This is a genomic window from Micromonospora sonchi (genome assembly GCF_014646235.1).
GTDB lineage: Bacteria > Actinomycetota > Actinomycetes > Mycobacteriales > Micromonosporaceae > Micromonospora > Micromonospora sonchi.
In genome coordinates this window covers 1-25,366 of sequence record NZ_BMNB01000037.1, presented here as the reverse complement: position 1 = coordinate 25,366, position 25,366 = coordinate 1, and the positions used below count along the sequence as shown (strand labels likewise).

The following is a 25,366-nucleotide window of genomic DNA, read 5'->3' as shown; positions in this document are numbered from 1 at the left end:
CGTGTAGCCCGTTGGCACAAACCATCCAGTGACGTAACGTGCAGGTACACATCCGTTCAGTCAGCGACCGATCGAGCTCCACAGCGCCGGGACGACCGGACCAGCGAGGTGGCCGCAGATGGACAACGGCACCCACAACTCCCGCTGCGAGACAGCCCAGCAACACGTCTGCCGCTGCACAGGCTGTGGCGGTTCTCAGCACGGCGTGCAAGGCTGGCTCGACCACGTCGGCCGCGATCACACCGCACGTCAGCGCAAACGCGAGGACCTCGAGGGCAAGCTGGCCTGGACGGATGACCATCCACCGCGCCTGAAGCCGACCGTCCACAACCAGAAAGCGACCATCGACCTCGCTCGCGTGGACATCGCCGATTGGCTCGCCGCCCGCCCGACACCCGCTCGCCTTAACCGGGACGAGCCCTACCCGTCACCCGCCGAGCAGGTGACCGCCCTCGCCGAAGAGATGGGCCGCAGGGCCTGGCACGAAATCGCCGCCGACCTCCACCGCGCCACGCCAGACACGACCACCGTCAAGCGCGAACTCACCAACCACGGCTGGTGCGACCTCTTCATCGGACTGGTTCAGACCATCGAGACCACCCGGTCCGCGTTCGACAGCATCCCCGGCACAGTCAAACGCATGATCCGGCTCTCAGCCTGGCAAGCAGACCGGCCCCATGTCACCGAGGCCGTGATCGACCTGATCGTCGACAAGGCATGGCATGCCTTCCAAACCGCAGCCTTCACCGGCGTCCCCCTACTCGACATCCTCTCCAGCGACGAAGCCCTCCGCGCGCTACGAGTCCTCGCCGTCTTCATCTGCCCAGCACCCGCACAACACCCCGCCGTACGCCAACACGCCCTGAAACCACTCGGAGACGACGCCACCAAGATCCTCAACGACCAGACAGAAGCCAAACTCACCGAACTGTTCGCCGACTGGCAAGCCGACGACGGCGATCGCCAGCCCATCGAATAGGACCCGCGCCACGCCCAGGTGCAGACCGGTCCCGGGTGAACACCAGGGCCACACCTGCGCCGATCGACGCGTCGCCGATCCGCTGCAACCCGGTTCCCGCGTCGCCGCTCGTGACGGTGAGGATCGCACCTATCGCCGCCTGGGCCACGGTGATCCGGGTTCCACTGGTCGACTGGGCGACCGCCATGGCGACGAACAGTGCGATCGCCAGTTGCCCGTAGCCCCTGCCGAGGACCGCGAGGGTCAGCTCACCGCCTCCGATCCGACGATCACTTGCTGGAGCAACCGCAGGGCGTTCGCGCCGCGCTGACCCAGGAACGCATTGAGGGCGATCACCGCCGTGATGGGCGCGAAGAAGGGATGGTAGTGATCGATCGCGAGGTCGGCGATCACCCAGGCCGTGGTCGTTGCCAGGGCCTGCTGCAGCAGCCGCACGCCCGTGGCGAGGCGTTCCCGCGCCCGCCGCAGTGCGGCTCGCGGATAGCCCGACAGGGCCGAGCCTCGGGCAGCCAAACTCGGCGGCACCTCCTCATCCATCGCGTCGCGCCTGTCGTCTTTTATTTCTCGGCGACGAGGAAATCCCCTAGTCTGGCGGTAAGCGGTGCCGGTCATACCCAAAGGGGCAGTGTCATGCGGGTTGAGCAGGTGACGGCCCCGGTGGCCTACCACGGCGAGGGGCCGGTGTGGTCGCCCCGGTGGGGCGGCCTGCGCTGGGTCGACATGCTGGCCGGTGACGTGCTGTCCCTCGACGGCGACGGGAACGTCTCGCGCAGTCACGTGGGTCCCGTTGCCGCGGCGCTGCGCCCGCGCCGGGACGGTGGCGCGGTGATCGGGATTGAGCGAGGGTTCCTGCTGGAGGACCCAGACGGCTCCCGCACATTACTGCCCGAACTCTGGTCGAGCGACGACGTGCGGATGAACGAGGGCGGCTGCGACCCGGACGGCCGGTTCTACTGCGGTTCGATGGCCTACGACCAACGGTCGGGCGCCGCCAGCCTGTACCGGCTCAACGCCGATCTCACCGTCGCGGTCGTGCTTTCCGGCGTCACCGTCTCCAACGGGCTCGAGTGGAGCCCGGACGGCTCTCGCGCCTACTACAACGACACCGCCACACACCGGATCAGCGTGTTCGACTACGACCGCGAGTCAGGCCTGACCGATCGGCGTACGTTCGTCGAGATCCCCGACGGTGGCCAACCCGACGGCCTGACCGTCGACGTCGAGGGCGGGGTGTGGACGGCGATCGTCAACGGCGGCGCCGTGCACCGGTACACGCCCGACGGTCGTCTCGACGAAGTGCTGACGGTGCCCGCCCGCAAGGTCACCGCCTGTACCTTCGGTGGAGCGAGGCTGGACGAGTTGTTCATCACCACCTCACGGGAGGGCCTGCCGGAGGGGGCGGACCCGCTGGCCGGCGCGCTGTTTCGGGCCAGCCCGCAGATCGCCGGCCGGCCGGTACGCGAGTTCGCCGGATAATCGGACGCCTCGTCGTCTTCGGCGCGACCGGTGACCTCACCGGCCGGTTCCTCCTGCCCGCCCTGGCACCGTAATCCGCCGCCGGCCGGCTGCCGCACGACTTCACGATGACGGGGGCGGCCCGGCAGCAGTGGACGACGACATCTACCGCGCAGACGCGGGCAAGCAGTTACGCCAGCGTGGCGGGGACGTGGCGGACGATGTGCGGGCAGCGCTGGTGGATCGGCTGCGCTTGTAGCGTGCCAGAACTCGTCGCACACGCTGTGAGCTGCTGCTTCGCGGCAGTGACGCAGGATGGCAGGGGTGTTGGTTCGACTGCTGTACCTGAGTGCGGTGCAGGTGTTCGGCTGGTTGTCGCAGGCCACGCGCGGCGAGTCCGCAATGTTCGCCGAGCTGCTGGTGCTGCGCCACGAGGTGGCGGTGCTACGCCGTCAGGTCGGTCGGCCGCACCTGTCCTGGCCGGAGCGGGCGGTGTTCTCCGCGGTCCGGGCCCTGCCACGGGACCTGTGGAGGCGTCGGATCGTCACCCCGGCCACCCTGCTGGCCTGGCACCGCCGGCTGGTCCGCCGGCACTGGACCTACCCGAACCGACCCGGACGACCGCCGATCAGCGACGACATCCGTGACCTGATCCTGCGCCTGGCCAGGGAGAATCCCCGCTGGGGGCACCGGCGCATCCAAGGTGAGCTCGTCGGACTCGGCCATCGGGTCGGCGCCGGCACCATCCGTCGCATCCTCGCCAGCTCGAAGGGCGGTCCCGCCCCACGCGAGATCGACACCAATTGGCGGACGTTCCTGCGTGCGCAGGCGTCCGGAGTGCTGGCTACTGACTTCTTCCACATCGATACCGTCACACTGCGGCGGTTGTACGTGCTGTTCGTCATGGAACTCACGACCCGGCGGGTGCACATCCTCGGCGTCACCGCCCACCCGACCGCTGCCTGGACTACCCAGCAGGCCCGCAACCTGATGCTGGACCTCGGTGACCGAATGACACGGTTCCGGTTCCTGATCCGCGACCGCGACGCCAAGTTCACCGCGTCGTTCGACGCCGTGTTCACCGCCGAAGGCATCGACGTGGTGAAGACTCCGCCACGCACCCCCAGGGCGAACGCGTTCGCGGAACGCTTCGTGCGCAGTGTCCGGGCCGAGTGCACCGACCGGTTATTGATCTACAACGAACAGCACGCCCGGACGGTGTTACGCGACTACGAGGGCCACTTCGACCGGCACCGGCCGCACCAAAGCCTAGATCAGCATCCACCCAACTACGACCCCGGCGTGGTCGTCCCGATCGACACGCCGATCCAGCGGCGCCGCGTCCTAGGCGGCGTCATCAACGAGTATCACCGGGCAGCTTGATCTACTCACAAAATCGCAGGCCACAAGCCTGAAACAGAGTTTTGGCACGGTACAGGCTACGCGAGCACGCCAAGCAGAACTGGTCGCAGCTGGCCGCGGTGCACGTGCGCTACCACGGCCAGTTCGCCTACGTCACCGGTGAACTCGCCGACGGTGATCAGATGCCGCTGATGCGGCTGCGGTACGGCGGATCCGCTCACCGCTGGGGCACCGCCATCTACGTGGCCAGCACCAACAGCTACGAAAACCAGATCTGGCTCAGCGGCAGCACCGAGGAAGCCTTCGACTTCGTCTGCCACATCCACGTAGGCCCGATCGCACCCTGACCACGACTTCATACATAGGCTCCGCCGTCAACCCCCGAAGGATTTACGGAGTGGACCACTTAGTCTCTGACGAATTGGCACCCGGAGTGTGCCCGGCTCACCGTTAACAACCGGGCCACCACGCCGTCTTCGATGCACGGCAATCGGGTCAGCCGGGGCCGCGGTAGCCGATATCACGGGACACGGCACGGGCTGCTTCGACCACCTCGGCACCATGGCGCAGAGCGTTTTCGGCGAGCCGCTCCCGCGGACCGCAGAGTGAGATAGCGCCCACAACCTCGTCCAAGGCGTTGCGGATGGCGGCCGCGACGCTGCCCGCACCAGCCTGGCGCTCGCCGAAGCTCACCGCGTAGCCCCGTTCGCGGATCCCGGCGATGTCGTCACGGAGCTCGTCGGCCGAGATGATCGTCCGCGGAGTGAGGCTGACGCGCTTGTGCTGAGTCAGGAACTCCTCGACCACCTCGTCGGGGAGCGCGGCAAGGATGGCCTTCGACGAGGACCCGGCGTGGAGCGGGTACATCCGGCCGAGCGCCACCGACATCCGCACCTCGTGCGGGGAGAGCACCTGGTCGACGTAGACCCGCTGCCAGCCCTGGCGGATGGAGAGTGTGGCAGTTTCACCGCTGACTTCGACCAGTCGTACGAGGTAGGGCCGGGCGGTCTTGGGGACGTCGAGCGTACGTAGCGCCGCCAGCCCGACAGTCAGCGCGCCCGGGCCGAGTTGATACTGCTTGGTCTCGGTGTCGAAGACGAGGAAGGCACCCGCCACCAGCTCCTTGAGAATCCGGTGGGCGACCGCCTTGGGCATCTGGAGGTCGCGCGCGATCGCCGACACACCCAGCGTCTCGGGTGCCCGGGAAGCCAGCAGATTGATGATCGAGAAGGTCCGCGCCAGACCCGACCGGGCCCGAGCGGCGCCATCGGCGTTCTCCGGGTCGGCGTCGTCGGCCGGTCGTCGGCGCAGCGTCGCCTCGGGCTGCGCGACCGCCTTTACATCGACCGGGCGGGCGCCCAATGCGGCCATCTCGCATGGCTCCTTTACAAAACGGTTGGTGTCAATGGTGCCGGAAGGTGGAGCCGAAACGTTAATCCCCGGAGCGGAGCGTCGGCATCAGGCTCTCCACATCGGTCTCCGGCAGGGCTGCCGCCTCGTCGACCAGCCGGTCGACAAGCGTGTCCGGCCAGGTCCCGGCCAGCAGTCGCCGCACCTTGTCGGCGACCCGTTCGAAGCCGAGGGGGTTGCCGGCGTGCCCGCTCGCGGCGAGCACCTCGGCGGTGGCCTCTCGGCCGTCCTTGGACACGAGCCGGATCCGGGCGCCAAGGTGCTTGGGCGGCAGCCGGTCGAGCCGGTCGTCGACAGCGAGCCGGGTCACCGACTGCAGGCGCGCGAGTTCCGGGTCCGCGATCCGCCCCGCGTCGAGGTGCGAGAGGTCGAATCCGCCGTCGCGCACGCCGCAGGCGATCACGTACGGAGTGCTCATGCTCGCCGCCAGCGCCGCCGACGGGTTGGGTTGGCCGAGCACGTCGACCATTTCGCGGAAGCCCCAGCCGTTGATCTCCACGATATCGGCGGCGTCACACCCTAGCTCGCGGCGGGCGGCCACCGCGGCCTCCAGTGCAGCGTGTGTCGCACCGGAGGAGGGGTACAGCTTCTGGCCTGCCTGCATCAGCATCGGCTCGCCGCCCAACCCGTCGGTAAGGATGCCGAGGTCGACCCGATCGGAGGCGGCGGCCAGGTAACCGCGGTCGGCCGCCAGTGGCTCGTCGGTGGCGCGCAGGCCAGCCCGCGCGGCGAGCCCGGCGAGGAGACCCTCCCTGGACGCCTGCCCGGACAGGGCGTACCAGGCATCGGAGAAGTATGCGGCACCGACCACTCCGGCTGCGGCGTTGACGGCCAGGCCGATGGCCGCCTGGTAGACCTCGGCGCGTTCCTCGCCGGTGACCTTCAGGCTGGCGACGGCGGCGGCAGCGGTGTTGCAGCCGCCACGCGGATGCCAGCCCCGGTCGAAGGCGGAACGGCCGAGAGCGGAACCGATCCGCATCGCGACCTCATAACCCACCACGGTCGCCTCGATCACGGCAGCGCCGGAGGCCCGCACTTCCTCGCCACGGGCAAGCAGCGCCGGAAACGTTCCGACACCTGGGTGTCCGAGCGAGCCGTGCCAGACGTCGTCGAGGTTCGGTCCGGACGAGCCGGCGACGCCGTTCAGGAACGCCGCCCGGTCGGGCGCGACGCGCTGTGCGGTGCCTATCACGGTGCTCACGCCGGGCTCACCGCCCGCCATGCCCAGCTCGGTCGAGACCCAGCGCCGGTGGTGGTCACGAGTGCTGCCAAGCAGCGCCACGCCGAGGTGGTCGAGCAGCAGCTCCCGTACCCGGTCGACCACGCCGGGCGGGAGCGTGTCGTACCGCACGTCGGCGGCCCAGCGGGCGAGGGTGGCAGTTGGACTCATTTCAGCCCTGCTTCCATCGGGTCGCCCAGCGCTCCAGGACAATGATCAGCTGGGAGAGCAGCACAGAAACGCAGGCGACCAGTGCGACGCCGGCGAGCACGCCGGTGGTGTTGAAGAAGGCTCCGGCGTTGGCGATGATGTAGCCGACGCCCTGGTTCGATGAGATCAGCTCACCGACGACAGCGCCGATCACCGCCTGCGGCACGGCGATGCGAAGGCCGGTCATCACCCACACGGCGGCCGATGGAATGACGACTCTGCGATAGATCGTCAGTCGGTTGGCGCCCATGATCCGCAACGAGTTGATGTAAAGCGGGTCGACATCGCGCGCGCCGGTGAAGGTGTTGTAGAAGACCAGGAAGAACGAGATCAGAGCGACCAGGACGATCTTGGATCCGAACCCGATGCCGAACCAGAGCACAAACAGCGGTGCGAGCGCAAGCTTCGGCATGCTGTAGACGACCGTGACGAAGGGGTTGAGCACGGCCGCGGTGGTCGGCAGCCGGCCCAGGGTGAAGCCGACGAGCACGCCGACCACGCTGCCTACCAGCAGGCCGACGCTGAATTCCTGGAGCGTGATCAGGAGGTGGGGCCAGATCGAGCCGGTACGGAACCACTCGACCAGTTGCTGCCCGATGGCGCTCGGGGAGCTGGAAAAAAACGGGTCGATCAGCCGTCCGGACATCCACTCCCACGAGCCGAGCCAGAGGCCTACCACCGCGATCTGACCCAGGACGATCTTGATTGTCGGGTTGAGCTTGCGGCGCGGCTGAGGGCTGGCGAGCGAGTTGGCGACCGTGCTGCGGGGAAGTGTCTCGGTGTCACTCACTGGTTCGCCATCTCCTTCTCGCTGGAGTGGATTTCCCGCCCGAGGTTGTCCCAGACCCGGCGCCGGACCTCCTGGTACTCGGCCGTGAACTGCAGCTGCTCCAGGTTGCGCGGCCGTGGCAGGCCGACCTCGATCTCGTCGATGATGCGGGCGGGCCGGGCGCTCATCACCACGACCCGGTCGGCCAGCGTGATCGCCTCGTCCATGTCATGGGTAACGAACAGCACCGTCGCGCCGAGCTTCTCCATGAGGGCGAGCAGCTCGGCCTGCATCCGCAGCCGCAGGATCGCATCGAGCGCGCCGAACGGCTCGTCGAGCAGCAGCGTCTCCGGCTCGTACACGAGCGCCTGGGCGAGGCCGACCCGCTTGCGCATACCACCGGAGAGACCCGACGGGTATGTGTTCTCGAAACCCTTGAGGCCGACCATCTCGATGTAGGTGGCGACCTTCTCCCTGCGCTCCCGTGCTGGCAGGTGGCGGATCTGGAGTGGGAGCTCGATGTTCTGGGCGGTCGTCCGCCACGGCAGGATCGAATCCCGTTGGGTCATGTACCCGATGTTGGTGTTCGGGCCGTTGATGGCCTTGCCGCGGTAGGCGAGCCTCCCGCTGGTGGGTGCGATCAATCCGGAGACCATGTTCAGCAGGGTCGACTTGCCGCACCCGGAGGGCCCCAGCAGGGCGACGAACTCTCCTTGCCAGAGCGTGAAATCTACATGGGACAAGGCACTGACCGTGCCGCGTCGCCCGTGGTATGTCATGGACACGCCCTCCGCCGACACGACGGCGGTACGGGCTGCCCCGGCTTGTGCTGCAGGCATCCGAATCTCCCGTATCTGCTCGTCAGGCCGGCTGCAGCATGGTGCGGTCGACCTCGGCGATGCTCGAGCGTCCGAGCAGGGCGAGTGACTTCACCATCTCGGCCGCCAGCATTTCGAGGGCCCGCCGCACGCCGTCCCGGCCACCTGCGCAGAGCCCCATGGCCGCCAGCCTGCCGATCACCACAAGATCGGCGCCGAGGGCGAGTGCCTTCAGCACGTCGGTGCCGCGCCGGATGCCGCCGTCAACGGCGATGCTGATCCGGCCGCCGACGGCCTCGACCACCTCTGGTAGCTGCCGCAGGGTGGCCGGTGTGCAGTCGAGCTGGCGTCCACCGTGGTTGCTGACGATGACGCCGGCGGCACCCATTTCCGCGGAGAGGAGCGCGTCCTCGCCGGTCAGGACGCCCTTGATGACGACCGGGAGGGAGGTCTCAGCGAGCGCCTCGGCCAGGTAGTCAAAGGTCCACAAAGGTTGGCTCATGGCACGGAACTCGCCGAACATCTCCTCGGCGTGATCCTTCTCGCCCTGGTAGTTGCCGCGCATGACGTCCTCGTACACGAACTGGTTGGCGAGGTTACGGTCACGGTAGCCCGCGGTCGGGCAGTCGGCGGTGATGACGAGGCCGCGGTAGCCGGCCGACTCGGCCCGGCGGACCAGCCGCCGGAAGTTGGTCAGGCTACCGACCGGGTGTAGCTGGAACATCAGCGCCGATTCCGGCGCCACCTCGCGGATCTTCTCCAGCGGATGGGTGGAGACGTGCGGCGCCAGGGCCAGCGCGCCGACGTCCTGCGCGGCCCCCGCAACGGCCAGTTGGCCGTCCGGGTGGAACAGTCCGTCCGCGCCGAAGGGGGCGGTGGCCACCGGCATCCGCAACGGCCACCCGAGGTAGGTGGTCGCCAGCGACGGCGGTTTGCTGCCGGTGAGGATTCGCGGCCGAAACACCCAGCGGTCGAACTCGTCGGTGTTGGCAGCGACGCTGCGCTCGGCGCCCGCGCCACCTTCCAGAAAGTCCCACACGGCCTGGCGCGCCCCGTTCCGGGCGGCGGCCTTGAGGTCCCCGAAGTTCTTGATATGAGCGGAGTTCACTCCTGGTACCACAGTCACGATCGCCTCCTGGTCGAGGAGCCGGCGCCAGGCCGGCTGTGGGCGGTGGGAATCAGTAGGATGTGCCGACCTTGTCGAAGGCCTCCTGCGCGATCTTCGCGTTCCAGCTGTCCTCGAAGCCGATCTTCTTCGCGGCCTCCGCCTCGCTGACGCTGCCGTTGATCTCGAACGCGGTGACGACGAATTGCTTGGCCTGCTCGAACTGGGCTGGGGTCGGGACGATGCTGTCGCCGTAGATCGGGTAGTTCGACTCGAACGCCGTCTTGAAGACCTCGGGCTTGATGTCCGTGAAGATCCCGGCGAGCAGGTCGCGGAACTCGTCCTTCTCGGCCTTGATGAAGTTGAGCGATCGCTGGATCGCCCGGCAGTACGCGCCGATGGCGTCCGGGTTCTTCTCCAGGAACTCCTGCTTGCAGGAGGCCACGATGTAGGGGAACCCGACCAGCGGTTCGACCGGGTCCTTCGACATGTCGAAGAGGTACTTCATGCCGAGGTCGGAGATCGCCTGGTCCGAGATCGGTGACGAGATTGCCATCCCGTCGATCTGCTTGTTCTGCACCGCCGCGAGCATCGCCGACCCTCCGCCCTGGATGGGCACGATCTGGAGGTCCTTGGTGGGGTCGAGCTTGCCCAGGTTGCTGGAGACGTACCGGATCAGCAGGTCGGGTGTGCTGGCGACGCCGGTGGAGGCGAGCCGCATGCCGCGCATGGCCGCGCCGCGCTGCTCTGCGGTGCTCGCTTCGGTCAGGCCGGCCTTCTCGAACGCCTCGGCGCTGACGACGATGTTGGTGGCCAGCGTCGTCACCATGCCGCAGAAGCTGATCAGCGGCTGGCCCACCGCGGTGGACTTCATGGTGTCCATCGGCGAACCGACGACGAAATCGGCGTCGCCGGCGAGGACGATGTTGGCCACTACGCCCTGGCCGGCGACCTTGCCGTTCTGGTTCAGCCCTTCCTCGGCGAAGTAGCCCTTCGCCTCCGCGATGAGGAAAGGAGCCCAGATGTAGGAGACGGCGGTCGACCGGATCGTGGTGTAGGAAGCGTTGGCGTTGCCGCCACCGGCCGGCGCGCCATCGGGGCGGGAGCACGCGGCCAGCAGGCCGCCGGCGCCGGCCAGGGCACCGAGTCTGAACAGGTGGCGGCGGGACAGGGGTGTTCCGTACGACATGGCTACTCCCGGAGGGGGTGAGTGTTAGGGGATGAGGTGGTGGCGGATCAGTACCGGCCGAGGGAGCCGAAGGCGGCCGGTGAGTCGCCGAGGCCGGCCGCCCGGAACGCAGCCCAGAAGCTGGCCTGGTTGGCGGTGACCACAGGAATTGAGAGGTCGCTTTCGAGCTCGGCGACAAGCCCGAGAGTCGACAGGTTCGTGCAACTGATGAACAACGCCTCGACGTCAGGACGGGCGGCGGCACGAGCAAGCCGGTAGACGACCTCCTCGGACTGCTGCGCGATAGCCGAGACCGGTGTGCGAGCGAGCGGGAAGTGAGCGGTGCGCTCCCGTAGGCCGAGGCCGACGAGGCTGACCACGTCAAGGCCGTGAGCGGCGAAGAACGCGCCCAACCGCTGGTTGATGGTGTCGTCGTAGGGCGTGGCAACAGCGACCCGGGTGACGCCGAGAGCGCGAAGAGCCTGGACGCCGGCGCCCGATGTGGAGAGCGTTGGGCAACCAACTCGCCCAGCGATCCGTTTCACCAGGTCTGATTCGTGGTCCTGGCCACCGACGAAGCTGCCGGATGTGCAGCCGAAGACAACGACATCGGCGTCCAGTTCGGACAATTGATCTGCGGCGCGCAGGGCGTCCTCGGCCATCCTGACCAGGCCTTCGGGGTCGAGCTGCGGAATCACCATCCGCGCCGCGTGGGCGGACGCGCCCCTGGGCAGCACGGAGTTGATTTCGGGCTCCATCGTCATGTTGACATGGGGAATGATCAATCCGATTCGGGCTCGCCAGCCGTGCATGGTCATCACCCTCCTGGCGACCCCGTCCTAGGGCGCAAGCTGAGGAGTTGGAGTCGTTCGTCCCTGCGGAACGCCGGTCCGGTTATGGATATCGGGACGCTAGTTGCTGCTCCCGAGCGCCGTCAAGGGTCGATCGGCAGCCGGTACAAACGGCCGACGGCGGTCAGCGCCAGCGGCCGACCAGGTCGTTGGCCAGGCACGCCGGCACCGCCCCTGCCCCCGGGAGGCGGTGCAGGGCGCGGTACGCGGCCGCCAGCGACGACGAGAGCACCGGCACACCAAGTCCATCGCCGACCTCCGCGATCGCCTCGACCGTCGGCATGCCGGTGCCGCTGAGCAGCACCGCCGCGTCCGGGTCGGGCCGCAGGTCACGCAGCAGCCGGGCAACCTCGCCCGGGGTGATGGCGTAGATGCCGTTCGGTGCCGGCACCTTCCGCACGTCCACCACCGCGAGCCCGGCGGCACCCCAGTGGGCGACCGCGAGATCGGTCAGCCAGCCCGGGTACGGCGAGATCACCAGCACCCGCTCGCGCTCCAGTTCGGCCAGGGTCTCCAGGATCGCCCGGGCCGCAGTGAGGGCCCGTCCGGCCCCCGCCGCCTCGATCGCGCCGTGCAGCGCCGCGTCGCGATCCGGACCCACGAGGTAGGACGATCCGGTGCAGGCGAAATAGGCGACGTCGGGCTGGACGGCGCGCATGGTCCCCGCTGTCGCGGTGAGCGCGTCGTTGTAGCCGAGCAGACGCTCCCGCAAGGTCCCTGGGATCACCGGTAGCGGCGCGATGTGGACGCCGAGATCCCCAGGTAGCAGGGCACGCAGTTCGGTCGCCACCGTTGGATTTTCCGGCGGGACCAGCGCACCGACGCCACCTCCGCCACTCCCCGCCGTGTCGCTCCGGTCCGGTTCGACACCCATGAGGGCCACCCACCTTCCAGTTGTTGATTCGAACAAGTGGATCGCCCGGGCCGTTGACAGCCCGGGTCGTCGCACGACAGTATCCAGTCAGTTCCGCCTGGGAAACCGTCGTTCGCATGACCGGAACGCTAGCCGTTCCGTGCCGACATCCCGGGCACTCCGAGGCAAAGGTGTGAAGGCCTGACATGTGGAATCGTCCGGACGCCGACTTCATCTCAACCCATGACCTGCCCTGGGCCCCGGTCCCGGGTGGATTCTTCGGGGCCGGCCACGGCGGCGGCCTGCGCAAGACCCTCTCCGTGGACGAGGAGGACGGGGCCCGCACCGACCTGCTGGCCATCACCAACCGGCAGCGCGGCGTGCTCCGCGTCGCGTGCGACTTCTACGTGCTCACCGGTCGCGGCACCGTGAAAGACCAGCCGTACGCCCCGGGCACGTACGTGCACGCCCAGGCGATGACCGAGATCGACTGGGTCCCCGGCGTAGGTCGAACGGTACTTTTCTTCGGACCGCACGGTGCACCGGACTTCGCACCTGGGCAGGGCACAGGCGCGCTCACGGTGCTGCACGAAAGCCGCGACGAGTGGGCCTCGATGAGCTGGCGCGGTGACGAGCCGCAGCCGGCCGACGTCCGGATCCGGTGGTTGCGCCGCGACGAGGCGGGCATCGTCTTCATCGTCGGCATGCTGCCCGGCTACACCGCGCTCAACGAGGAGAAACACCCCGTCTACGAGGAGTCCTTCAAGATCGCTGGCGACCTGATGATGGGGCGCCGCGGTGTGGTCAAGCCCGGCGGCTACTTCTTCCGCAGCCCGCAGACCTGGCACGGCCCGCTCTACAGCCGCAACGGCAACTTCTCCCTGATCCGGAAGAACGACTTCGGTAGCACCGACTACCGCGAGCCGTTGCCCGGCCACGACCTCGACAGTCTCATCCCCGCCTTCTACGACCACGACGACTCGTTGACGCCGAGCCTCACCCCGGCCCCGCGATGAGCCAGCTCGACCAGATCGCCCGCATCCGAGCCGAGCGCGGCTACACGCTCTCGTACCACGAGCTCTACGCCCGCACCGAGCCCGGATTTCTCGACGCCTACCTGAGGCTCTACCGCCGCTTCACCCTCGACGCGCGCCACCTCTCGGCCCGGGAACGGGAGCTGATCTGGGTGGGCCTCCTCGTCGCCGACGAGGAGGCGGTGGGCACGCTGCACGTGGAGCGCGGCTTCGCCGCCGGGCTGACCGCCGACGAGATGTCACAGGCGATCAGGCTGGCCGGCGTCGCCGCCGCCTGGCGGCCGATCTCTTTCGCCACCCGGGCCTGGGCGCACGCGCTGCCGATGGACGGCATCGCGCAGTACCGCACCCTCCTCGCCGCCGCTGCGCCGGACCTGTCGACGCGCGAGGTCGACCTCGTCGCGGTGGTGGTGCACGCGGTGCACCAGCAGGAGGAGCCGTTCCTTCACCACCTCGACCGGCTGTACGCGGCCGGGGCCGAGGAGCGGGACGTGGCTGAGGCGATCAGCTACCTGCTGCTGCCGCGCGGGGCCAACGCGTTGCTCTGGGCCACCGACCTGTGGCTTTCTGCCATCGACTCCGGTCGGGTCACGCCCGCCGCCGACCTGACCGGCATCAACACCCGGACCCGCCGATCATGACCGCGCTGGTGGTCGGGGGCCGCGGGGCGATCGGATCCGCCGTGGTCGACGCCCTACGCCGGGACGGCCTCATGGTGTACGTCCTCGACCGGGCCGACGGCGTGGACGCCGCCGACCCGCGCCAGGTCCAGGAGTTCCTGGACGGGCTGCCCGGGCCACCGACCCGGCTGGCGCACGTGGCCGGGTCGGTTGGCTACGGCGGCCTTCTGGATGTCTCGCCGGGGCAGTGGCGCGACATTCTCGACGACAGCCTGACCAGTTCCTTCACCGTGGTCCGGGCGGTGCTGCCGGGGATGCTGGCCACCGGCGGCGGCGCCATCGCGCTGATGGGCTCAGTAAATGGGCGACACGGCGGCAACGCCCTGTCCGGGCCGGCCTACGCCGCAGCGAAGGCGGGCGTGCTGGCGCTGACCCGCAACATCGCCAAGGAGTTCGGCGGCCGGGGTGTGCGGGCCAACGCGGTCGCGCCCGGGCCGGTGCGCTCGGCGATGACCGAGCGCCTCTCCCCGAGGGAGATGGCAGATCTGGTCGGCCAGGTTCCGCTCGGCCGGGCCGCCGAACCGGCGGAGATCGCCGAGGCGATCGCGTTCCTGCTGAGCGACAGGGCGAGCTACATCAACGGCGCCACGGTCGATGTCAACGGCGGACTGTGGACGGCATGACCCGGTCGGCACGAATGGGGAGGGGACCAGCGGTGATTCAAAGGGACACGGCGGAGGATCGGCACGGCCCGCTGCACGGCATCCGGGTGCTCGACGTCTCGACGATCCTGGCCGGGCCGCTCTGCTGCCAACTGCTCGGTGACTTCGGCGCCGACGTCATCAAGATCGAGCACCCTGTCTCGGGCGACAGTATGCGCGGTCACGGCGAGGCCAAGGACGGCGTGCCCCTGTGGTGGAAGGAAATCTCACGCAACAAGCGCACTGTCGGACTCAATTTGTCTGATCCGGACGGTGCGGCCCTCTTCCTGCGGCTCGTCGCCAGTGCGGATGTCGTGGTGGAGAACTTTCGCCCCGGGACGTTGGAGCGGTGGGGCATCGGCCCCGAACGGCTGCACGAGGTCAACCCCGGCCTGGTGATCGTCCGGATCACCGGCTTCGGTCAGACCGGCCCCTACGCCGCCCGGCCCGGGTTCGGCACGCTGGCGGAGGCGATGAGCGGCTTCGCGCACCTGACCGGCGAGGCGGACGGCCCACCGACGCTGCCCGCGTTCGGCCTCGCCGACAGCATCTGCGGCATCGCCGCCTCCTCGGCCACGGTCATGGCCCTCTACGCACGCGCGGCCCACGGGGCCAGCGGGCAGGTCGTCGACCTCAGCCTCTTGGAGCCCATCATGGCCGCGGTGGGTCCCGGACCGACGGCGTACGACCAGCTCGGCGTCGTGCCGCAGCGGCATGGCAACAGGTCGACGAACAACGCTCCACGCAACACCTACCGGACCCGTGACGGGCGCTGGGTCGCCGTCTCCACCAGTGCTCAGGCGATCGCCGAGCGGGTACTCCGCCTGGTCGGCCGCCCCGAGGTCATCGACGAGCCGTGGTTCCGCTCCGGCCGGGGCCGGGCTGCGCACGCCGACCTCCTCGACGGGTACGTGGGCGCGTGGATCGGCGACCGCACCCGGGACGAGGTGGTGCGTGAGTTCACCGCAGCCGGCGCGGCGGTCGCACCGGTCTACGACGCCCGTGACCTGATCGAGGACGAGCACGTCCGGGCGACCGAGATGATCACGACGGTGCTGGACGACGACCTGGGCCCGGTACGCATGCACAACGTGATGTGGCGAATGTCGGAGACGCCGGGGCGGATCCGGTTCACCGGACGGCCCCTCGGCGCCGACACCGACGAGCTGCTGGTCACCGAGCTGGGTTGCCCACCCGAGCTCCTGGCCGAGTTGCGCGAGCGCAAGGTCGTCGCCTGACCGCCCCCTGTGGTCGGTCGTTCGATTTCGGAAAAGTGAGGAACCATCGCGTGATACCCCCCACCAATGCCCCCGTCGCCGATCCGCTGCTCGCGGCCGTCCGCTGCGGGGTGAGCGTCTACGACCTCGGGCGTCCGCTCTCCGTCGGCATGCCCCAGTCTCCCAACCACCCCGCCTACTGGCACTCTCTTCCGCGCCGGCACGGGGACATGGTCCGGTCCGACGGCGGTTCCGCCGCCAACGACATGATCACCATGGGCACACACGTGGGTACGCACATCGACGCGCTCGCCCACGTGTCGCACCACGGCCGGCTGTACGGCGGGGCGGACGCGGTCGAGGCGGGCCGGGGCGGCAGGTACGTGGAGCTGGGCGCACACACGATCGCCCCGATGGTGCGTCGCGGCGTGCTGCTCGACGTGCCCCGGGCGCTCAGCGCCGGCGAAGGTTGCCCGGCCGGCTACGAAATCACCCCGGACGACCTTGCCGCAACCGAGGCGGCTCAGGACACGCCGATCGGCGCCGGCGACATCGTCCTGGTGCGCAGCGGCTGGGGCCGGTTCTTCGACCACGCCGACCGCACCGTCTACGTCGGGCTCACGTCAGGCGTGCCCGGTGTGGGCGAGGCCGGGGCCGTCTGGCTCGCCGACCACGGAGTGCACGCGGTCGGCGCCGACACGATCGCCTTCGAATGCCTACGTCCTGGAGCGGGGCACAGCGTGCTCCCGGCGCACCGGGTGCTCCTGGTGGAACGCGGGGTCTACATCATCGAGGCGATGGCGCTCGAGGAACTCGCTGCCGCCGGTGTGCACGAGTTCACCCTGGTCCTGGCGCCGCTCCCGCTCTTCGGCGCGACCGGCTCCCCGGTCCGCCCGCTGGCGGTGGTCGGCAATGGCTGAGACCACGCTGGCCGAACAGCTCGCCGCGTTCGCCGCCGCCACCATGCGTACCGGGCTTCCCGACGATGTCCGGCACAGTGTCCGCCAACGGGTGCTGGACGTGTTGGGACTCTGTGTCGCCGCACACCGGCTGCCGACCAGCGCCGCAGCGGTCGGGTTCGTCGCGGAGCAGGGCGGTCGGCCCGAGGCGCACGCGGTCGGCCTGCCCGAAGCGGTGCCGGCCGCACAGGCCGCCTTCGCCAACGGGGTGCTGGCCCACTCGCTCGACTACGACGACACGCACCTGCCGTCGGTGCTGCACCCGAGCGCTGCCGTGGTGCCGGCCGCGCTGGCGGCCGCGCAGGCGGCAGGCGCCACCGGGGAGCAGCTGGCAGCGGCGGTGGCGGCCGGATTGGAGGTGGCCGTCCGGCTCGGCATGGCCGGCTACGACCGGAAGCTCGGCAACTCCGTCTTCTTCGAGCACGGCCAGCACGCCACCTCCATCTGCGGCGCGATGGGGGGTGCCGTCTCGGCGGCGCTGCTGTTCGGGCTCGACGCCGAGGGCGTTTCGCACACCCTCGGCCTGACCGCCTCCTTCGCCGCCGGCATCATCGAGGCGAACCGGACCGGGGGCACGGTGAAGCGGCTGCACTGCGGTTGGGCGGCCCACTCCGCGATCACCGCCGCGCAGCTCGTGCGCCGTGGCTTCACCGGCCCGCCCACTGTGCTGGAGGGCAGGTTCGGCTTCTTCCGGGCGTTCCTGCGTGGCGAGGTCGACCTCGACCAGGTCTCCGACGGGTTGGGTGAGCTCTGGTCGGTGCCGGACATCTTCTTCAAGCCGTATCCCGCGAACCACTTCACCCACGCGGCAATCGATGCCGGGCTGCGGATGCGCGAGCGCGGCGTGCCGGTGGACCGGATCACGCGGATCGACCTCCGGGTCCCGGCGGCGGTGATCCGCACCATCGGCCAGCCGATCGAGGTCAAACGTGCTCCGGACACCGGATACCAGGCCCAGTTTTCCGGTCCGTACGCGGTGGTCGCCGGTCTCCTCGGCGGCTCCGGGCTCGGTGTCGGGCTGGCCGACTACACCGACGACCTTGCCCGCGATCCACGCCGCCGAGCGCTGATGGCCACGGTGAACGTTCTCGCCGACGAACGCTGCGACGCCATCTTCCCGTACCAGTTCCCGGCGATCGTCACGGTCCGGACCGACGACGGGCGGGAGTGGACGGAGGAGGTGCTGGCGAACCGGGGTGGCCCGCAGCACCCGCTCACCGACGACGAACTCGCAGTCAAGTTCCGGGAGAACGTCGCCGGTCGCCTCACCGACGAGACGGCACGCCGGGTCGAGGACCTGGTGCTGCGTCTCGACGACCTCGACTCCGTTGACGAGATCCCACGCACACTGGCCCGCCTGAATCCCGACCCACTCACCCTACGGAGGAGCCCATGATGTCCTTTGACCTGCTCGTGACGAACGTACGCGTGGTGCGGCACGCGTGGACCATGCCGCGGCAGGTGGACATCGCCGTCCGCGACGGCCGCATCGTCCAGGTCGCCGCCGGCATCGACCGGGCGCTGGCCCGCACGGTGGTCGACGGCGGCGGCAAGCTCGCCTTCCCCGGTGTGGTCGACGCGCACCAGCACTGGGGGATCTACAACCCGCTCGACCAGGATGCGGCCACGGAGAGCCGGGCCTGCGCCCAGGGCGGGGTGACCTCCGCGATCACGTACATGCGCACCGGGCAGTACTACCTCAACCGGGGCGGCGCGTATGCCGACTTCTTCCCCGAGGTGCTCGCCGCCACCGCCGAGCGGAGCTATGTGGATTACACCTTCCACCTCGCGCCGATGTCGAAGCAGCACATCACGGAGATCCCCGAGCTGATCGACAAACACGGGGTCACGTCGTTCAAGGTCTTCATGTTCTACGGCAGCCACGGCCTGCACGGACGCTCGGCCGACCAGAGCAGCTTCCTGATGATTCCCGAGGACGAGCGGTACGACTACGCGCACTTCGAGTTCGTCATGCGTGGCGTGCAGGCGGCCCGGGAGCGGTTCCCCGAGCTAGCCGACGAGATCTCGCTGTCGCTGCACTGCGAAACAGCCGAGATCATGAACGCGTACACCCGAATGGTGGAGGAGGACGGGTCCCTATCCGGGCTCGCGGCGTACCACGCCTCCCGACCGCCGCACTCCGAAGGCCTCGCGATCAGCATCGCGTCGTACCTTGCTCACGAAACCCAGCTGCCGACGATCAACCTGCTGCACCTCTCGTCGCGCAAGGCCGTCGACGCCGCCGTCCGAATGTCGCAGGCCTTCCCGCACATCGACTTCCGCCGGGAGGTCACCATCGGCCACCTGCTCACTGATATCGACACCGCGCCTGATGTGGGAGCCAAGGTGAACCCGCCGATCCGGCCCCGCGAGGACGTCGAGGCCCTCTGGGAGTACGTCCTGGACGGTAAGATCGACTGGGTGGTCAGCGACCACGCCTGCTGCCGCGACGAGGTGAAGTTCGGCGATCCCCGCGACGATGTGTTCCTGGCGAAGTCCGGCTTCGGCGGCGCCGAGTACCTGCTGCCCGGCCTGGTCTCAGAGGGCGCGCGCCGCGGCCTGCCGTACCACCGCATCGCGGAGCTGACCGCGTGGAACCCGGCCAAGCGTTTCGGGCTGCGCACCAAGGGCGACATCGCCGAAGGCTTCGACGCGGACTTCTGCCTGGTGGACCCGGACCACACCTGGACCGTCCGCGCCGCCGACTCCGAGTCGACGCAGGACTACACCCCGTTCGAGGGCATCGAGCTGACCGCCCAGGTCACCGACACCTTCCTACGCGGCGAGCGGGTGCTGGAAGCAGGCAAGGTCATCGGCGCTCCGCGCGGGCGTTATCTGGCTCGGCCGGCGTGACCGGAGCACCGAGATGACCCGTACGCCCCGCAGCTACCTGTACGCCCCCGGAAACGAGCCGAGGAAGCTCGCCAAGGCCGCCGCGGGCGTGGCCGACGCGGTGATCTGCGACCTGGAGGACGCTGTCCCGCCGGCGGGCAAGTCCGCCGCCCGGGACAGCGTCGCCGCGCTCCTGGCAGACCCACCGCACCGCGACGGCGAGTGGTGGGTGCGGATCAACGCAGACTCGGCCGCCACCGACATCGCGGCGGTAACGTGCCCGGCCCTGCACGGCGTGGTCATACCCAAGGCCGAACCGGAGTTGCTCGCTGAGGTTGCGGCGGCACTCGGGCGGGCCGAGTCGGAGCGCGCGCTGCCCCCCGGCGCCATCCGGGTGCTGGCGCTGCTGGAGACAGCGCGCGGTGTGATCGCCCTGGACCGGGTCGCCGCCGCGCCGCGGGTCTGCCGACTCGGCCTCGGCGAGGCGGACCTTGCCGCCGAGTTGGGCCTGCGGCCCGGTCCCGACAAGGAGGAGCTGTGGTCTTTGCGGGCCAAGGTGGTCCTCCACTCGGCGGCGGCCGGCCTCGCACCGCCCGTCGGTCCGGTCGAGACGGCGGTACGCGATGCCGACCGCCTCGATCGGAGCACCCGGATCCTGCTCCGCCAGGGTTTCCGGGCCCGCACCGCGATCCACCCCGCCCAGGTGCCCGTCATCAACGAGGTCTTCACACCCTCCCCCGAGGAGGTCGCCGGCGCCCTTGACCTCGTCGCACGCCTCTCCGACGCGGTCGAGGCCGGCCTCGGCGTCGCCGTCGACGCCGACGGCAGGATGATCGACGCTGCCGTTGCCCGTACCGCCCGCGACATCCTCGGCCGCGCCACCTGATCGCCAACACCGACGATCACAAGCGGCCAGCCTGCCCCTCAACGCACTCATCATGCCTGCATTGCCTCATATTGGACATGTCAAAATTCTTCATGAAGACATATGCCGTCTGAGCGCAGCCGAGTGCACGGATAGGCCGCGCTCTGGCATGGGCAGATCCGGGCGGATGCTGGTAGCGACAAGACGGTGCGCTGGTGCGCCGCAGGCGGATTCTCCGCCTGCGGCGTCACTGGCCGACCTCGTGTCATCAACGGAACCAGACGATTCACCCCGCTGACCATCCCAGGCTGAGGCAGAGCAGACCTCCTGCTCTCCATCTAACGAACGCGGGTCGCCGGTCCACATCACAGCACCTGCCGCCGACCGGAAGGTCCTCCCGGGACTGCGCAGGCCAAATGAGAGCCACTCGACCGGCGGCGGTGATCTCAGTCGAGTACCTGAGCCTCGACGACCACGGAGGAGCCAGTGGCGGTTTTGCGCACGTGTAGGCGCGATGGGATGCGCCTGCGTAGTTCCGCGACGTGGCTGACGAGTCCGACGGTCCGGCCGCCGGAGCGGAGGGCGTCGAGCGCGTCGAGCACCTGATCGAGCGCCTCTTGATCGAGGCTGCCGAAGCCTTCGTCGACGAAGAGGCTACCGAGTTGGGTGCCGCCTGCCTCGGCCAGGACGACATCGCTGAGGCCGAGGGCGAGACACAGCGAGACCAGGAAGGTTTCTCCGCCGGAGAGCGTGGCCGGGCGGCGTTCCTGGCCGGTCCACGCATCAACGACTGCTAGGCCGAGGCCGTTCCGTCCGGCGCGGCGGCCGGTGTCTGCCTCGGTGACGTGGCGCAACAAATAGCGGTTGTAGGTGACCTGCCCGAGGCGGGTGTTCGCGGCCGTCACGACGTGCCGGAACCGTTGAGTCAGTACATAGGTGGTGAGGGTCATCCGGGTGTTGCTGTCGGTGCTCTTGCCTTCGACGAGTTGGGCGAGGCGGTTGGCGATCTCGTAGGCCGTGCGGATGGGCTTCCATTGGGCGAGGGCGTTGTCCAGGTCGGGGCCCAACTGCTTCAGGCGATCGTGTTGCCCGGCGGCAAGGTCACGCTGGGTGTGCAGTTCGGTGGCATGGCGTTTCGCCGTTTGGTAGGCCTGTTCGCTGCCCTCGACGTCTGGGGGTGGTTCGTGTGCGGCCGCGAGCAGGGTGGGGTCCTGCACTCGTCCTGTGATCTTGCTGTATTCGCTGTCGAAGGCGTCGATTCGCTCCTGCAGCTCGAGCGTCGCGGGCTCGGCTAGGGCTGCGCTACGCGCTGCCACGGCGTCGGCGAACTGTGACTGGCGCAGGTGGTGATGTGCCTCCCGGTGGGCGTCGGTCAGTTCCTTTGCTGCCTGTCGCCACTCCCCTAGACTGGTCGCTGCGGCTTTGATCTGAGCGAGTTCCTGGGTCAGTCGCGCCACCCGTAGCTGGAGGCTCTTGTCCTCGCCGCGGATGGCGTCGATGGTTGCGGTGAGTTCGGTGATCTGCTCGGTCAGTGTGCTCTGTTGGGTGGTCGCTGCTGCCGTGTCCCGGTCGACTTCGGCGGCCTCGCGGTTCTGGTCGGCCAGCAACACGTCGAGTGTTTCCAGTTGGGCGCCGAGTTCTTCGGCCAGTTTTGCTGCCTCGGTGGCAGTCCGGACCGTCCGGCGCGCCTCGGTGACCTTCAACGTCGCCTGGGCTGTCATCAGGTCGCCGACCGCATCAATGATTTCCTTCAGCTGGGCATTGATGCGTTCGACGGCGATCTCGGCGCTTTGACGGCCATTGAGCCGCTCGCCGGCCTCAGTCTCGGCGAGTTTCTCGTCAGCGGCAGAGACGGCATCGGCTGCGGCCCGCGCGGGATCGGGGTGTTCCGGGGAGCCGCACACCCCGCAGGGTTGTCCAGGCCGCAGCTCACTGGCGAGTTCCGCAGCCATGCCGGCGAGTCGGCGCTGCCGTATGTCGAGGTGCCGGGCCACCGCAACCTGGTGGCTGTCGGTGGCGGCACGGCGTTGCTCCTCGGCGGTCGTGAGTTGCCCGGCGAGGTCGTCGCGCCGCTTGCACATTTTGGCCTGCTTCTGCGCTTCGGCCAGCACTAGTTCGGCAGCTTTCCGACCAACGGCCACAGCAAGGGCTTGCTCCTGTTGGGCGGCAAGCTCCGCACGCTGGACTGGCAACTCGGCGAGGAGGGTGTTGATCTTCTCGCTTCTGCTGGCCAGATCCTCAAGCTTCTTGCTGGCCGTTGTCCGCTGCCGCCTCAGTTTGGCCCGTTGGGCCTCGCTGTCGAGTGCGCCTTGGGTCTGATGAAGTTGCGCGGTTCGGCCCTCTTCAGCGCCGGCCAGTGCCTCCGGGTCGAGGTCGGCTACATTGATGTCGTCCCAACTGCCCGAGTCAGGCGACGAGGTACGGTCCGGCAGGACCACTACGTCAGCGGGCAGGGATTCGAGGTGTGCGACCGCCGCCCGACGGAGCAGGTCCAGGTGGTTGTATCGGCGGTCGACCTGGTCGAGGTACGGCTTCAGCGCCGCTGCCGCGCGGGCGAGGTCAAGCTGGTGTTTCCACTGTTCACGCTCGGGCGTACGCGTTGTCAATTCGTCGCGCTGCTGGATCGCCGTATGGTACTCGCGTTGCTGCCCGGCGAGGGTCACGGCTGCCTGCCGGGTCTGGTCGAGGCGCTGTTCCGCTGCCGAGGCCGCAGCCACCTGCTGGGTCAGGGCTTCGACCAGCTCATCGAACCGGGCTCGGTGCGAGGCAGCCCATGTGCTCAGCTCGACCAAGGCCTCGGGCTTGTCGAGATCCGCCGGCACTTCCTCCTTGACCACCTCGGCGAAGCGCTGCGCCAGGTCACGAATCGAGCCGAGGGCCGAACGTTCCTGCTGGCCGAGTTGCGTACGGTGCTCGGCCAGCCAACGCTCGGCGCGAGTGAAGATCTCGATGTCGAAGAGGCGGCGCAGGAGTTCTTGCCGGTCGTCGGGAGATGCCTGCAGGAATCTGGCGAACCCGCCTTGGGGCAGCAGTATCACCTGACAGAACTGGTGGACGTCAAGGCCAATCTCCGCCGTGGTCAGGTCGGCGACTTCCCGGTGATCACGGGTGACGAACGACTGGGTACCATCCGGTCGCTGCTCGACGATCTCGACATGTGCCCGTTCGCGGGTGGTTCCGGTACCGCGTCTACGGGGACGGTTCCATTCCGGGGTACGTGTGATCAACAGTCGCCTGTTGGTCAGGGTGACGTCCAGTTCGACACGTGGGCCGCAGCCAGCGTCGGCGTGGTGGGAGTGCAGCGACCTGGCGTCGTCTCGTGCGCCGGGTACGGCTCCGTACAACGCGAAGCAGATCCCGTCCAGAATCGTGGTCTTTCCCGCACCGGTGTCACCGTGGATCAGGAACAAGCCGTCAACCGCGAGCGCCTCGAAGTCGACGCTGACCGTCTGGGGAAACGGTCCGAACGCGGTCATGGTCAGCCGGTGAAGTCGCATCAGCTGGTCGCCTCCAAGCGGCGCAGTTCGTCAAAGGCGCGGTGCAGCAGGTCGACCTCGTCGCCGTCGGCGGGTCGACCGCGTACCTCGGTGACGAAGTCGAGCGCCACCTCGACGGGCGCCAGTCGATCAAGGTCGGCGAGGTCCCGGCTTCCCACGTCAGCGGTCAGGCTCGGCACGACGAGCTTCAGCAGATGTGGGAACCGGCGTTTGAGCCGCTCATGCGGCGAAACCGGTCGCACCTGGTCGGTCAAGGTCGCTTCGACCCAGCACTGCTCATACTCGCTGTAGACGGGGCTGTTCAACAGCTCCTCGATGCTGCCCGTGAGCCGGGCCATCCGCCTTGGGACCGGGGCAGGAATCTCCTCGACCCGGCTCAGCCCGTCATTGAAGTCCACAAGGTAGGACGACTTGACGTGAGCAGCCTCGGAAAAACTAAAAGCCAACGGCGAACCGCTGTACCGCAGCCCGTCGGCCAGACGCTGGCGGCCATGCAAGTGCCCAAGCGCCACGTAGTCGACGCCCTCGAAGACCCCGCTGGGTACATGCTGCACGCCACCCACACTGATGTCCCGCTCGGTGTCACAGCCCTGCCCACCGAAGACGAAAGCATGCGCCATGACGACAGACCGGTGTCCGGCGCGGCCGGCCAGATCCGCCCGGACCCTTTTCATTGCGGCACGCAGGGCCGCAGCATGGCTCCGATCCTCGATTCCCCAGTCGGCTACCGCCGAGGCTGGTTCGAGAAACGGTATCGGGTAGCAAGCGACTCTCGTCTGCTCATCCTCAAGGAGTACCGGCGTGCCAACCGCACCCGTGCCCACGCGCACGTGGACACCGGCTCGCTCCAGCAACCGGGAACTGACACCCAACCGAGCCGGCGAGTCATGGTTGCCGGCGATGACGACTACCTGCGTCTGTGCCTCCAACACGAGCCGGGTCTGGGCCTGGTCCCAGAGACCGACCGCGTCAGGCGGCGGCACCGCCCTGTCGTAAAGGTCACCGGCAATGAGCACGGCATCGATCCGTTCACTACGAACGATCTCGACCAGATGATCAATGAATGCCTGGTGCGCATCGTGCAGGCTGAGACCGTGCAGATGGCGACCCAGATGCCAGTCCGAGGTGTGAAGGAATCGCACGACCGGTGACGCTAAGACATGCATCGACCGCAGCACATCAACTCAGCCGACCACACTCCCACCCGAAGATCGGGTGTGTCCCGGCTACCCAAACGCGAATCTTCTGGTATCAGGGAAGACCGAGAACCGCAAACCTCGATGATTCGCGTGTAGCGGGCTGCTGCCACCCTTACCCTCGATTCGTCAGAGAGTTTTGATCCCTGCTTGACGGTTTCGGCTTGACCGTTTTGTCTGCCTGTGGTGGGTGTGGGTTGGTCGCGTGTCGCTGCGGGTGCGCCGGTTCTCCGCGTCCGGGGCTGT

At 68.5% G+C, this 25,366-nt stretch carries 23 protein-coding genes; 12 read left to right on the top strand and 11 right to left on the bottom strand.

Going from position 1 to position 25,366, the window contains the following annotated elements:
• The first annotated feature begins 118 nt into the window (after positions 1 to 118).
• A complete protein-coding gene (locus IEY61_RS27130) occupies positions 119 to 979 on the top strand; it encodes a hypothetical protein (RefSeq protein WP_189049364.1) in 861 nt (286 codons plus the stop codon).
• A 243-nt stretch (positions 980 to 1,222) separates the two neighbouring features.
• Here IEY61_RS27130 and IEY61_RS27125 read toward each other — a convergent pair whose 3' ends face one another.
• A complete protein-coding gene (locus IEY61_RS27125; protein ID WP_189049362.1) occupies positions 1,223 to 1,516 on the bottom strand; it encodes an aromatic acid exporter family protein in 294 nt (97 codons plus the stop codon).
• A gap of 93 nt (positions 1,517 to 1,609) precedes the next feature.
• Between IEY61_RS27125 and IEY61_RS27120 the strand changes: the two genes are divergently transcribed.
• From IEY61_RS27120 to IEY61_RS27110, 3 genes are all read left to right on the top strand, one after another.
• Positions 1,610 to 2,455, top strand: coding sequence for an SMP-30/gluconolactonase/LRE family protein (locus tag IEY61_RS27120; RefSeq protein ID WP_189049359.1), 846 nt, complete (start codon positions 1,610 to 1,612; stop codon positions 2,453 to 2,455).
• A gap of 303 nt (positions 2,456 to 2,758) precedes the next feature.
• Positions 2,759 to 3,817, top strand: a complete 1,059-nt coding sequence (locus IEY61_RS27115; protein ID WP_229706482.1) for an integrase core domain-containing protein — start codon at positions 2,759 to 2,761, stop codon at positions 3,815 to 3,817.
• 41 nt (positions 3,818 to 3,858) lie between these two features.
• Positions 3,859 to 4,143, top strand: coding sequence for a hypothetical protein (locus tag IEY61_RS27110; protein WP_189049355.1), 285 nt, complete (start codon positions 3,859 to 3,861; stop codon positions 4,141 to 4,143).
• A 148-nt stretch (positions 4,144 to 4,291) separates the two neighbouring features.
• Here IEY61_RS27110 and IEY61_RS27105 read toward each other — a convergent pair whose 3' ends face one another.
• The 8 genes from IEY61_RS27105 to IEY61_RS27070 form a co-directional block, all read right to left on the bottom strand.
• Positions 4,292 to 5,167 carry an IclR family transcriptional regulator gene (locus IEY61_RS27105; RefSeq protein WP_189049353.1) on the bottom strand — a complete coding sequence of 292 codons (876 nt, stop codon included), beginning with the start codon at positions 5,165 to 5,167 and terminating at the stop codon, positions 4,292 to 4,294.
• A 61-nt stretch (positions 5,168 to 5,228) separates the two neighbouring features.
• A complete protein-coding gene (locus IEY61_RS27100) occupies positions 5,229 to 6,596 on the bottom strand; it encodes an MmgE/PrpD family protein (protein WP_189049351.1) in 1,368 nt (455 codons plus the stop codon).
• A gap of 1 nt (position 6,597) precedes the next feature.
• A complete protein-coding gene (locus IEY61_RS27095; RefSeq protein ID WP_189049349.1) occupies positions 6,598 to 7,425 on the bottom strand; it encodes an ABC transporter permease in 828 nt (275 codons plus the stop codon).
• The gene (locus IEY61_RS27090) at positions 7,422 to 8,147 is read right to left on the bottom strand and encodes an ABC transporter ATP-binding protein (RefSeq protein ID WP_229706481.1); all 726 of its coding nucleotides are present in this window, start codon (positions 8,145 to 8,147) and stop codon (positions 7,422 to 7,424) included. Before IEY61_RS27090 ends, IEY61_RS27095 begins: the two co-directional genes overlap by 4 nt.
• Positions 8,148 to 8,265: 118 nt before the next feature.
• On the bottom strand, positions 8,266 to 9,348 hold the full coding sequence (locus tag IEY61_RS27085; RefSeq protein WP_229706480.1) for an alpha-hydroxy acid oxidase: 1,083 nt from the start codon (positions 9,346 to 9,348) through the stop codon (positions 8,266 to 8,268).
• Between the two features lie 52 nt (positions 9,349 to 9,400).
• Positions 9,401 to 10,516 carry an ABC transporter substrate-binding protein gene (locus tag IEY61_RS27080; RefSeq protein WP_189049347.1) on the bottom strand — a complete coding sequence of 372 codons (1,116 nt, stop codon included), beginning with the start codon at positions 10,514 to 10,516 and terminating at the stop codon, positions 9,401 to 9,403.
• Between the two features lie 47 nt (positions 10,517 to 10,563).
• On the bottom strand, positions 10,564 to 11,313 hold the full coding sequence (locus IEY61_RS27075) for a maleate cis-trans isomerase family protein (RefSeq protein WP_189049345.1): 750 nt from the start codon (positions 11,311 to 11,313) through the stop codon (positions 10,564 to 10,566).
• A 157-nt stretch (positions 11,314 to 11,470) separates the two neighbouring features.
• A complete protein-coding gene (locus tag IEY61_RS27070) occupies positions 11,471 to 12,220 on the bottom strand; it encodes a maleate cis-trans isomerase family protein (protein ID WP_373293224.1) in 750 nt (249 codons plus the stop codon).
• Positions 12,221 to 12,405: 185 nt separating this feature from the next.
• On the opposite strand from IEY61_RS27070, the gene IEY61_RS27065 reads away from it, so the two are divergent.
• The 8 genes from IEY61_RS27065 to IEY61_RS27030 are packed head-to-tail and all read left to right on the top strand — an operon-like array spanning position 12,406 to position 20,448.
• Positions 12,406 to 13,215, top strand: a complete 810-nt coding sequence (locus tag IEY61_RS27065) for a hypothetical protein (RefSeq protein ID WP_189049341.1) — start codon at positions 12,406 to 12,408, stop codon at positions 13,213 to 13,215.
• Positions 13,212 to 13,874, top strand: a complete 663-nt coding sequence (locus IEY61_RS27060) for a carboxymuconolactone decarboxylase family protein (RefSeq protein WP_189049339.1) — start codon at positions 13,212 to 13,214, stop codon at positions 13,872 to 13,874. Before IEY61_RS27065 ends, IEY61_RS27060 begins: the two co-directional genes overlap by 4 nt.
• Positions 13,871 to 14,536 carry an SDR family NAD(P)-dependent oxidoreductase gene (locus IEY61_RS27055; RefSeq protein WP_189049337.1) on the top strand — a complete coding sequence of 222 codons (666 nt, stop codon included), beginning with the start codon at positions 13,871 to 13,873 and terminating at the stop codon, positions 14,534 to 14,536. The genes IEY61_RS27060 and IEY61_RS27055 overlap by 4 nt, the downstream gene beginning before the upstream one ends.
• 32 nt (positions 14,537 to 14,568) lie before the next feature.
• Positions 14,569 to 15,792: a CaiB/BaiF CoA transferase family protein gene (locus tag IEY61_RS27050; protein ID WP_229706479.1), complete on the top strand. Its 1,224-nt coding sequence runs from the start codon at positions 14,569 to 14,571 to the stop codon at positions 15,790 to 15,792.
• A gap of 50 nt (positions 15,793 to 15,842) precedes the next feature.
• Positions 15,843 to 16,691: a cyclase family protein gene (locus IEY61_RS27045; protein WP_189049333.1), complete on the top strand. Its 849-nt coding sequence runs from the start codon at positions 15,843 to 15,845 to the stop codon at positions 16,689 to 16,691.
• A complete protein-coding gene (locus IEY61_RS27040) occupies positions 16,684 to 18,126 on the top strand; it encodes an MmgE/PrpD family protein (RefSeq protein WP_189049331.1) in 1,443 nt (480 codons plus the stop codon). The genes IEY61_RS27045 and IEY61_RS27040 overlap by 8 nt, the downstream gene beginning before the upstream one ends.
• Complete coding sequence (locus tag IEY61_RS27035) at positions 18,126 to 19,583, top strand: dihydroorotase (protein WP_229706478.1); 1,458 nt, start codon at positions 18,126 to 18,128, stop codon at positions 19,581 to 19,583. The genes IEY61_RS27040 and IEY61_RS27035 overlap by 1 nt, the downstream gene beginning before the upstream one ends.
• A 13-nt stretch (positions 19,584 to 19,596) precedes the next feature.
• Positions 19,597 to 20,448, top strand: coding sequence for an HpcH/HpaI aldolase/citrate lyase family protein (locus IEY61_RS27030; RefSeq protein ID WP_189049327.1), 852 nt, complete (start codon positions 19,597 to 19,599; stop codon positions 20,446 to 20,448).
• 425 nt (positions 20,449 to 20,873) lie between these two features.
• Here IEY61_RS27030 and IEY61_RS27025 read toward each other — a convergent pair whose 3' ends face one another.
• Both IEY61_RS27025 and IEY61_RS27020 read right to left on the bottom strand, forming a co-directional pair.
• Positions 20,874 to 23,924, bottom strand: coding sequence for an AAA family ATPase (locus IEY61_RS27025; RefSeq protein ID WP_268240695.1), 3,051 nt, complete (start codon positions 23,922 to 23,924; stop codon positions 20,874 to 20,876).
• Positions 23,924 to 25,066 carry an exonuclease SbcCD subunit D gene (locus tag IEY61_RS27020; RefSeq protein ID WP_189049323.1) on the bottom strand — a complete coding sequence of 381 codons (1,143 nt, stop codon included), beginning with the start codon at positions 25,064 to 25,066 and terminating at the stop codon, positions 23,924 to 23,926. The genes IEY61_RS27025 and IEY61_RS27020 overlap by 1 nt, the downstream gene beginning before the upstream one ends.
• Positions 25,067 to 25,366 lie beyond the last annotated feature (300 nt).

What these genes read in the sequence shown, in the direction of transcription:
- IEY61_RS27130 (WP_189049364.1), top strand. Translation starts at nt 119, where the DNA reads ATGGACAACGGCACCCACAACTCCCGCTGCGAGACAGCCCAGCAACAC.
- IEY61_RS27125 (WP_189049362.1), bottom strand. Translation starts at nt 1,516, where the DNA reads ATGGATGAGGAGGTGCCGCCGAGTTTGGCTGCCCGAGGCTCGGCCCTG.
- IEY61_RS27120 (WP_189049359.1), top strand. Translation starts at nt 1,610, where the DNA reads ATGCGGGTTGAGCAGGTGACGGCCCCGGTGGCCTACCACGGCGAGGGG.
- IEY61_RS27105 (WP_189049353.1), bottom strand. Translation starts at nt 5,167, where the DNA reads ATGGCCGCATTGGGCGCCCGCCCGGTCGATGTAAAGGCGGTCGCGCAG.
- IEY61_RS27100 (WP_189049351.1), bottom strand. Translation starts at nt 6,596, where the DNA reads ATGAGTCCAACTGCCACCCTCGCCCGCTGGGCCGCCGACGTGCGGTAC.
- IEY61_RS27080 (WP_189049347.1), bottom strand. Translation starts at nt 10,516, where the DNA reads ATGTCGTACGGAACACCCCTGTCCCGCCGCCACCTGTTCAGACTCGGT.
- IEY61_RS27075 (WP_189049345.1), bottom strand. Translation starts at nt 11,313, where the DNA reads ATGACCATGCACGGCTGGCGAGCCCGAATCGGATTGATCATTCCCCAT.
- IEY61_RS27070 (WP_373293224.1), bottom strand. Translation starts at nt 12,220, where the DNA reads ATGGGTGTCGAACCGGACCGGAGCGACACGGCGGGGAGTGGCGGAGGT.
- IEY61_RS27065 (WP_189049341.1), top strand. Translation starts at nt 12,406, where the DNA reads ATGTGGAATCGTCCGGACGCCGACTTCATCTCAACCCATGACCTGCCC.
- IEY61_RS27060 (WP_189049339.1), top strand. Translation starts at nt 13,212, where the DNA reads ATGAGCCAGCTCGACCAGATCGCCCGCATCCGAGCCGAGCGCGGCTAC.
- IEY61_RS27055 (WP_189049337.1), top strand. Translation starts at nt 13,871, where the DNA reads ATGACCGCGCTGGTGGTCGGGGGCCGCGGGGCGATCGGATCCGCCGTG.
- IEY61_RS27040 (WP_189049331.1), top strand. Translation starts at nt 16,684, where the DNA reads ATGGCTGAGACCACGCTGGCCGAACAGCTCGCCGCGTTCGCCGCCGCC.
- IEY61_RS27035 (WP_229706478.1), top strand. Translation starts at nt 18,126, where the DNA reads ATGTCCTTTGACCTGCTCGTGACGAACGTACGCGTGGTGCGGCACGCG.
- IEY61_RS27030 (WP_189049327.1), top strand. Translation starts at nt 19,597, where the DNA reads ATGACCCGTACGCCCCGCAGCTACCTGTACGCCCCCGGAAACGAGCCG.
- IEY61_RS27025 (WP_268240695.1), bottom strand. Translation starts at nt 23,924, where the DNA reads ATGCGACTTCACCGGCTGACCATGACCGCGTTCGGACCGTTTCCCCAG.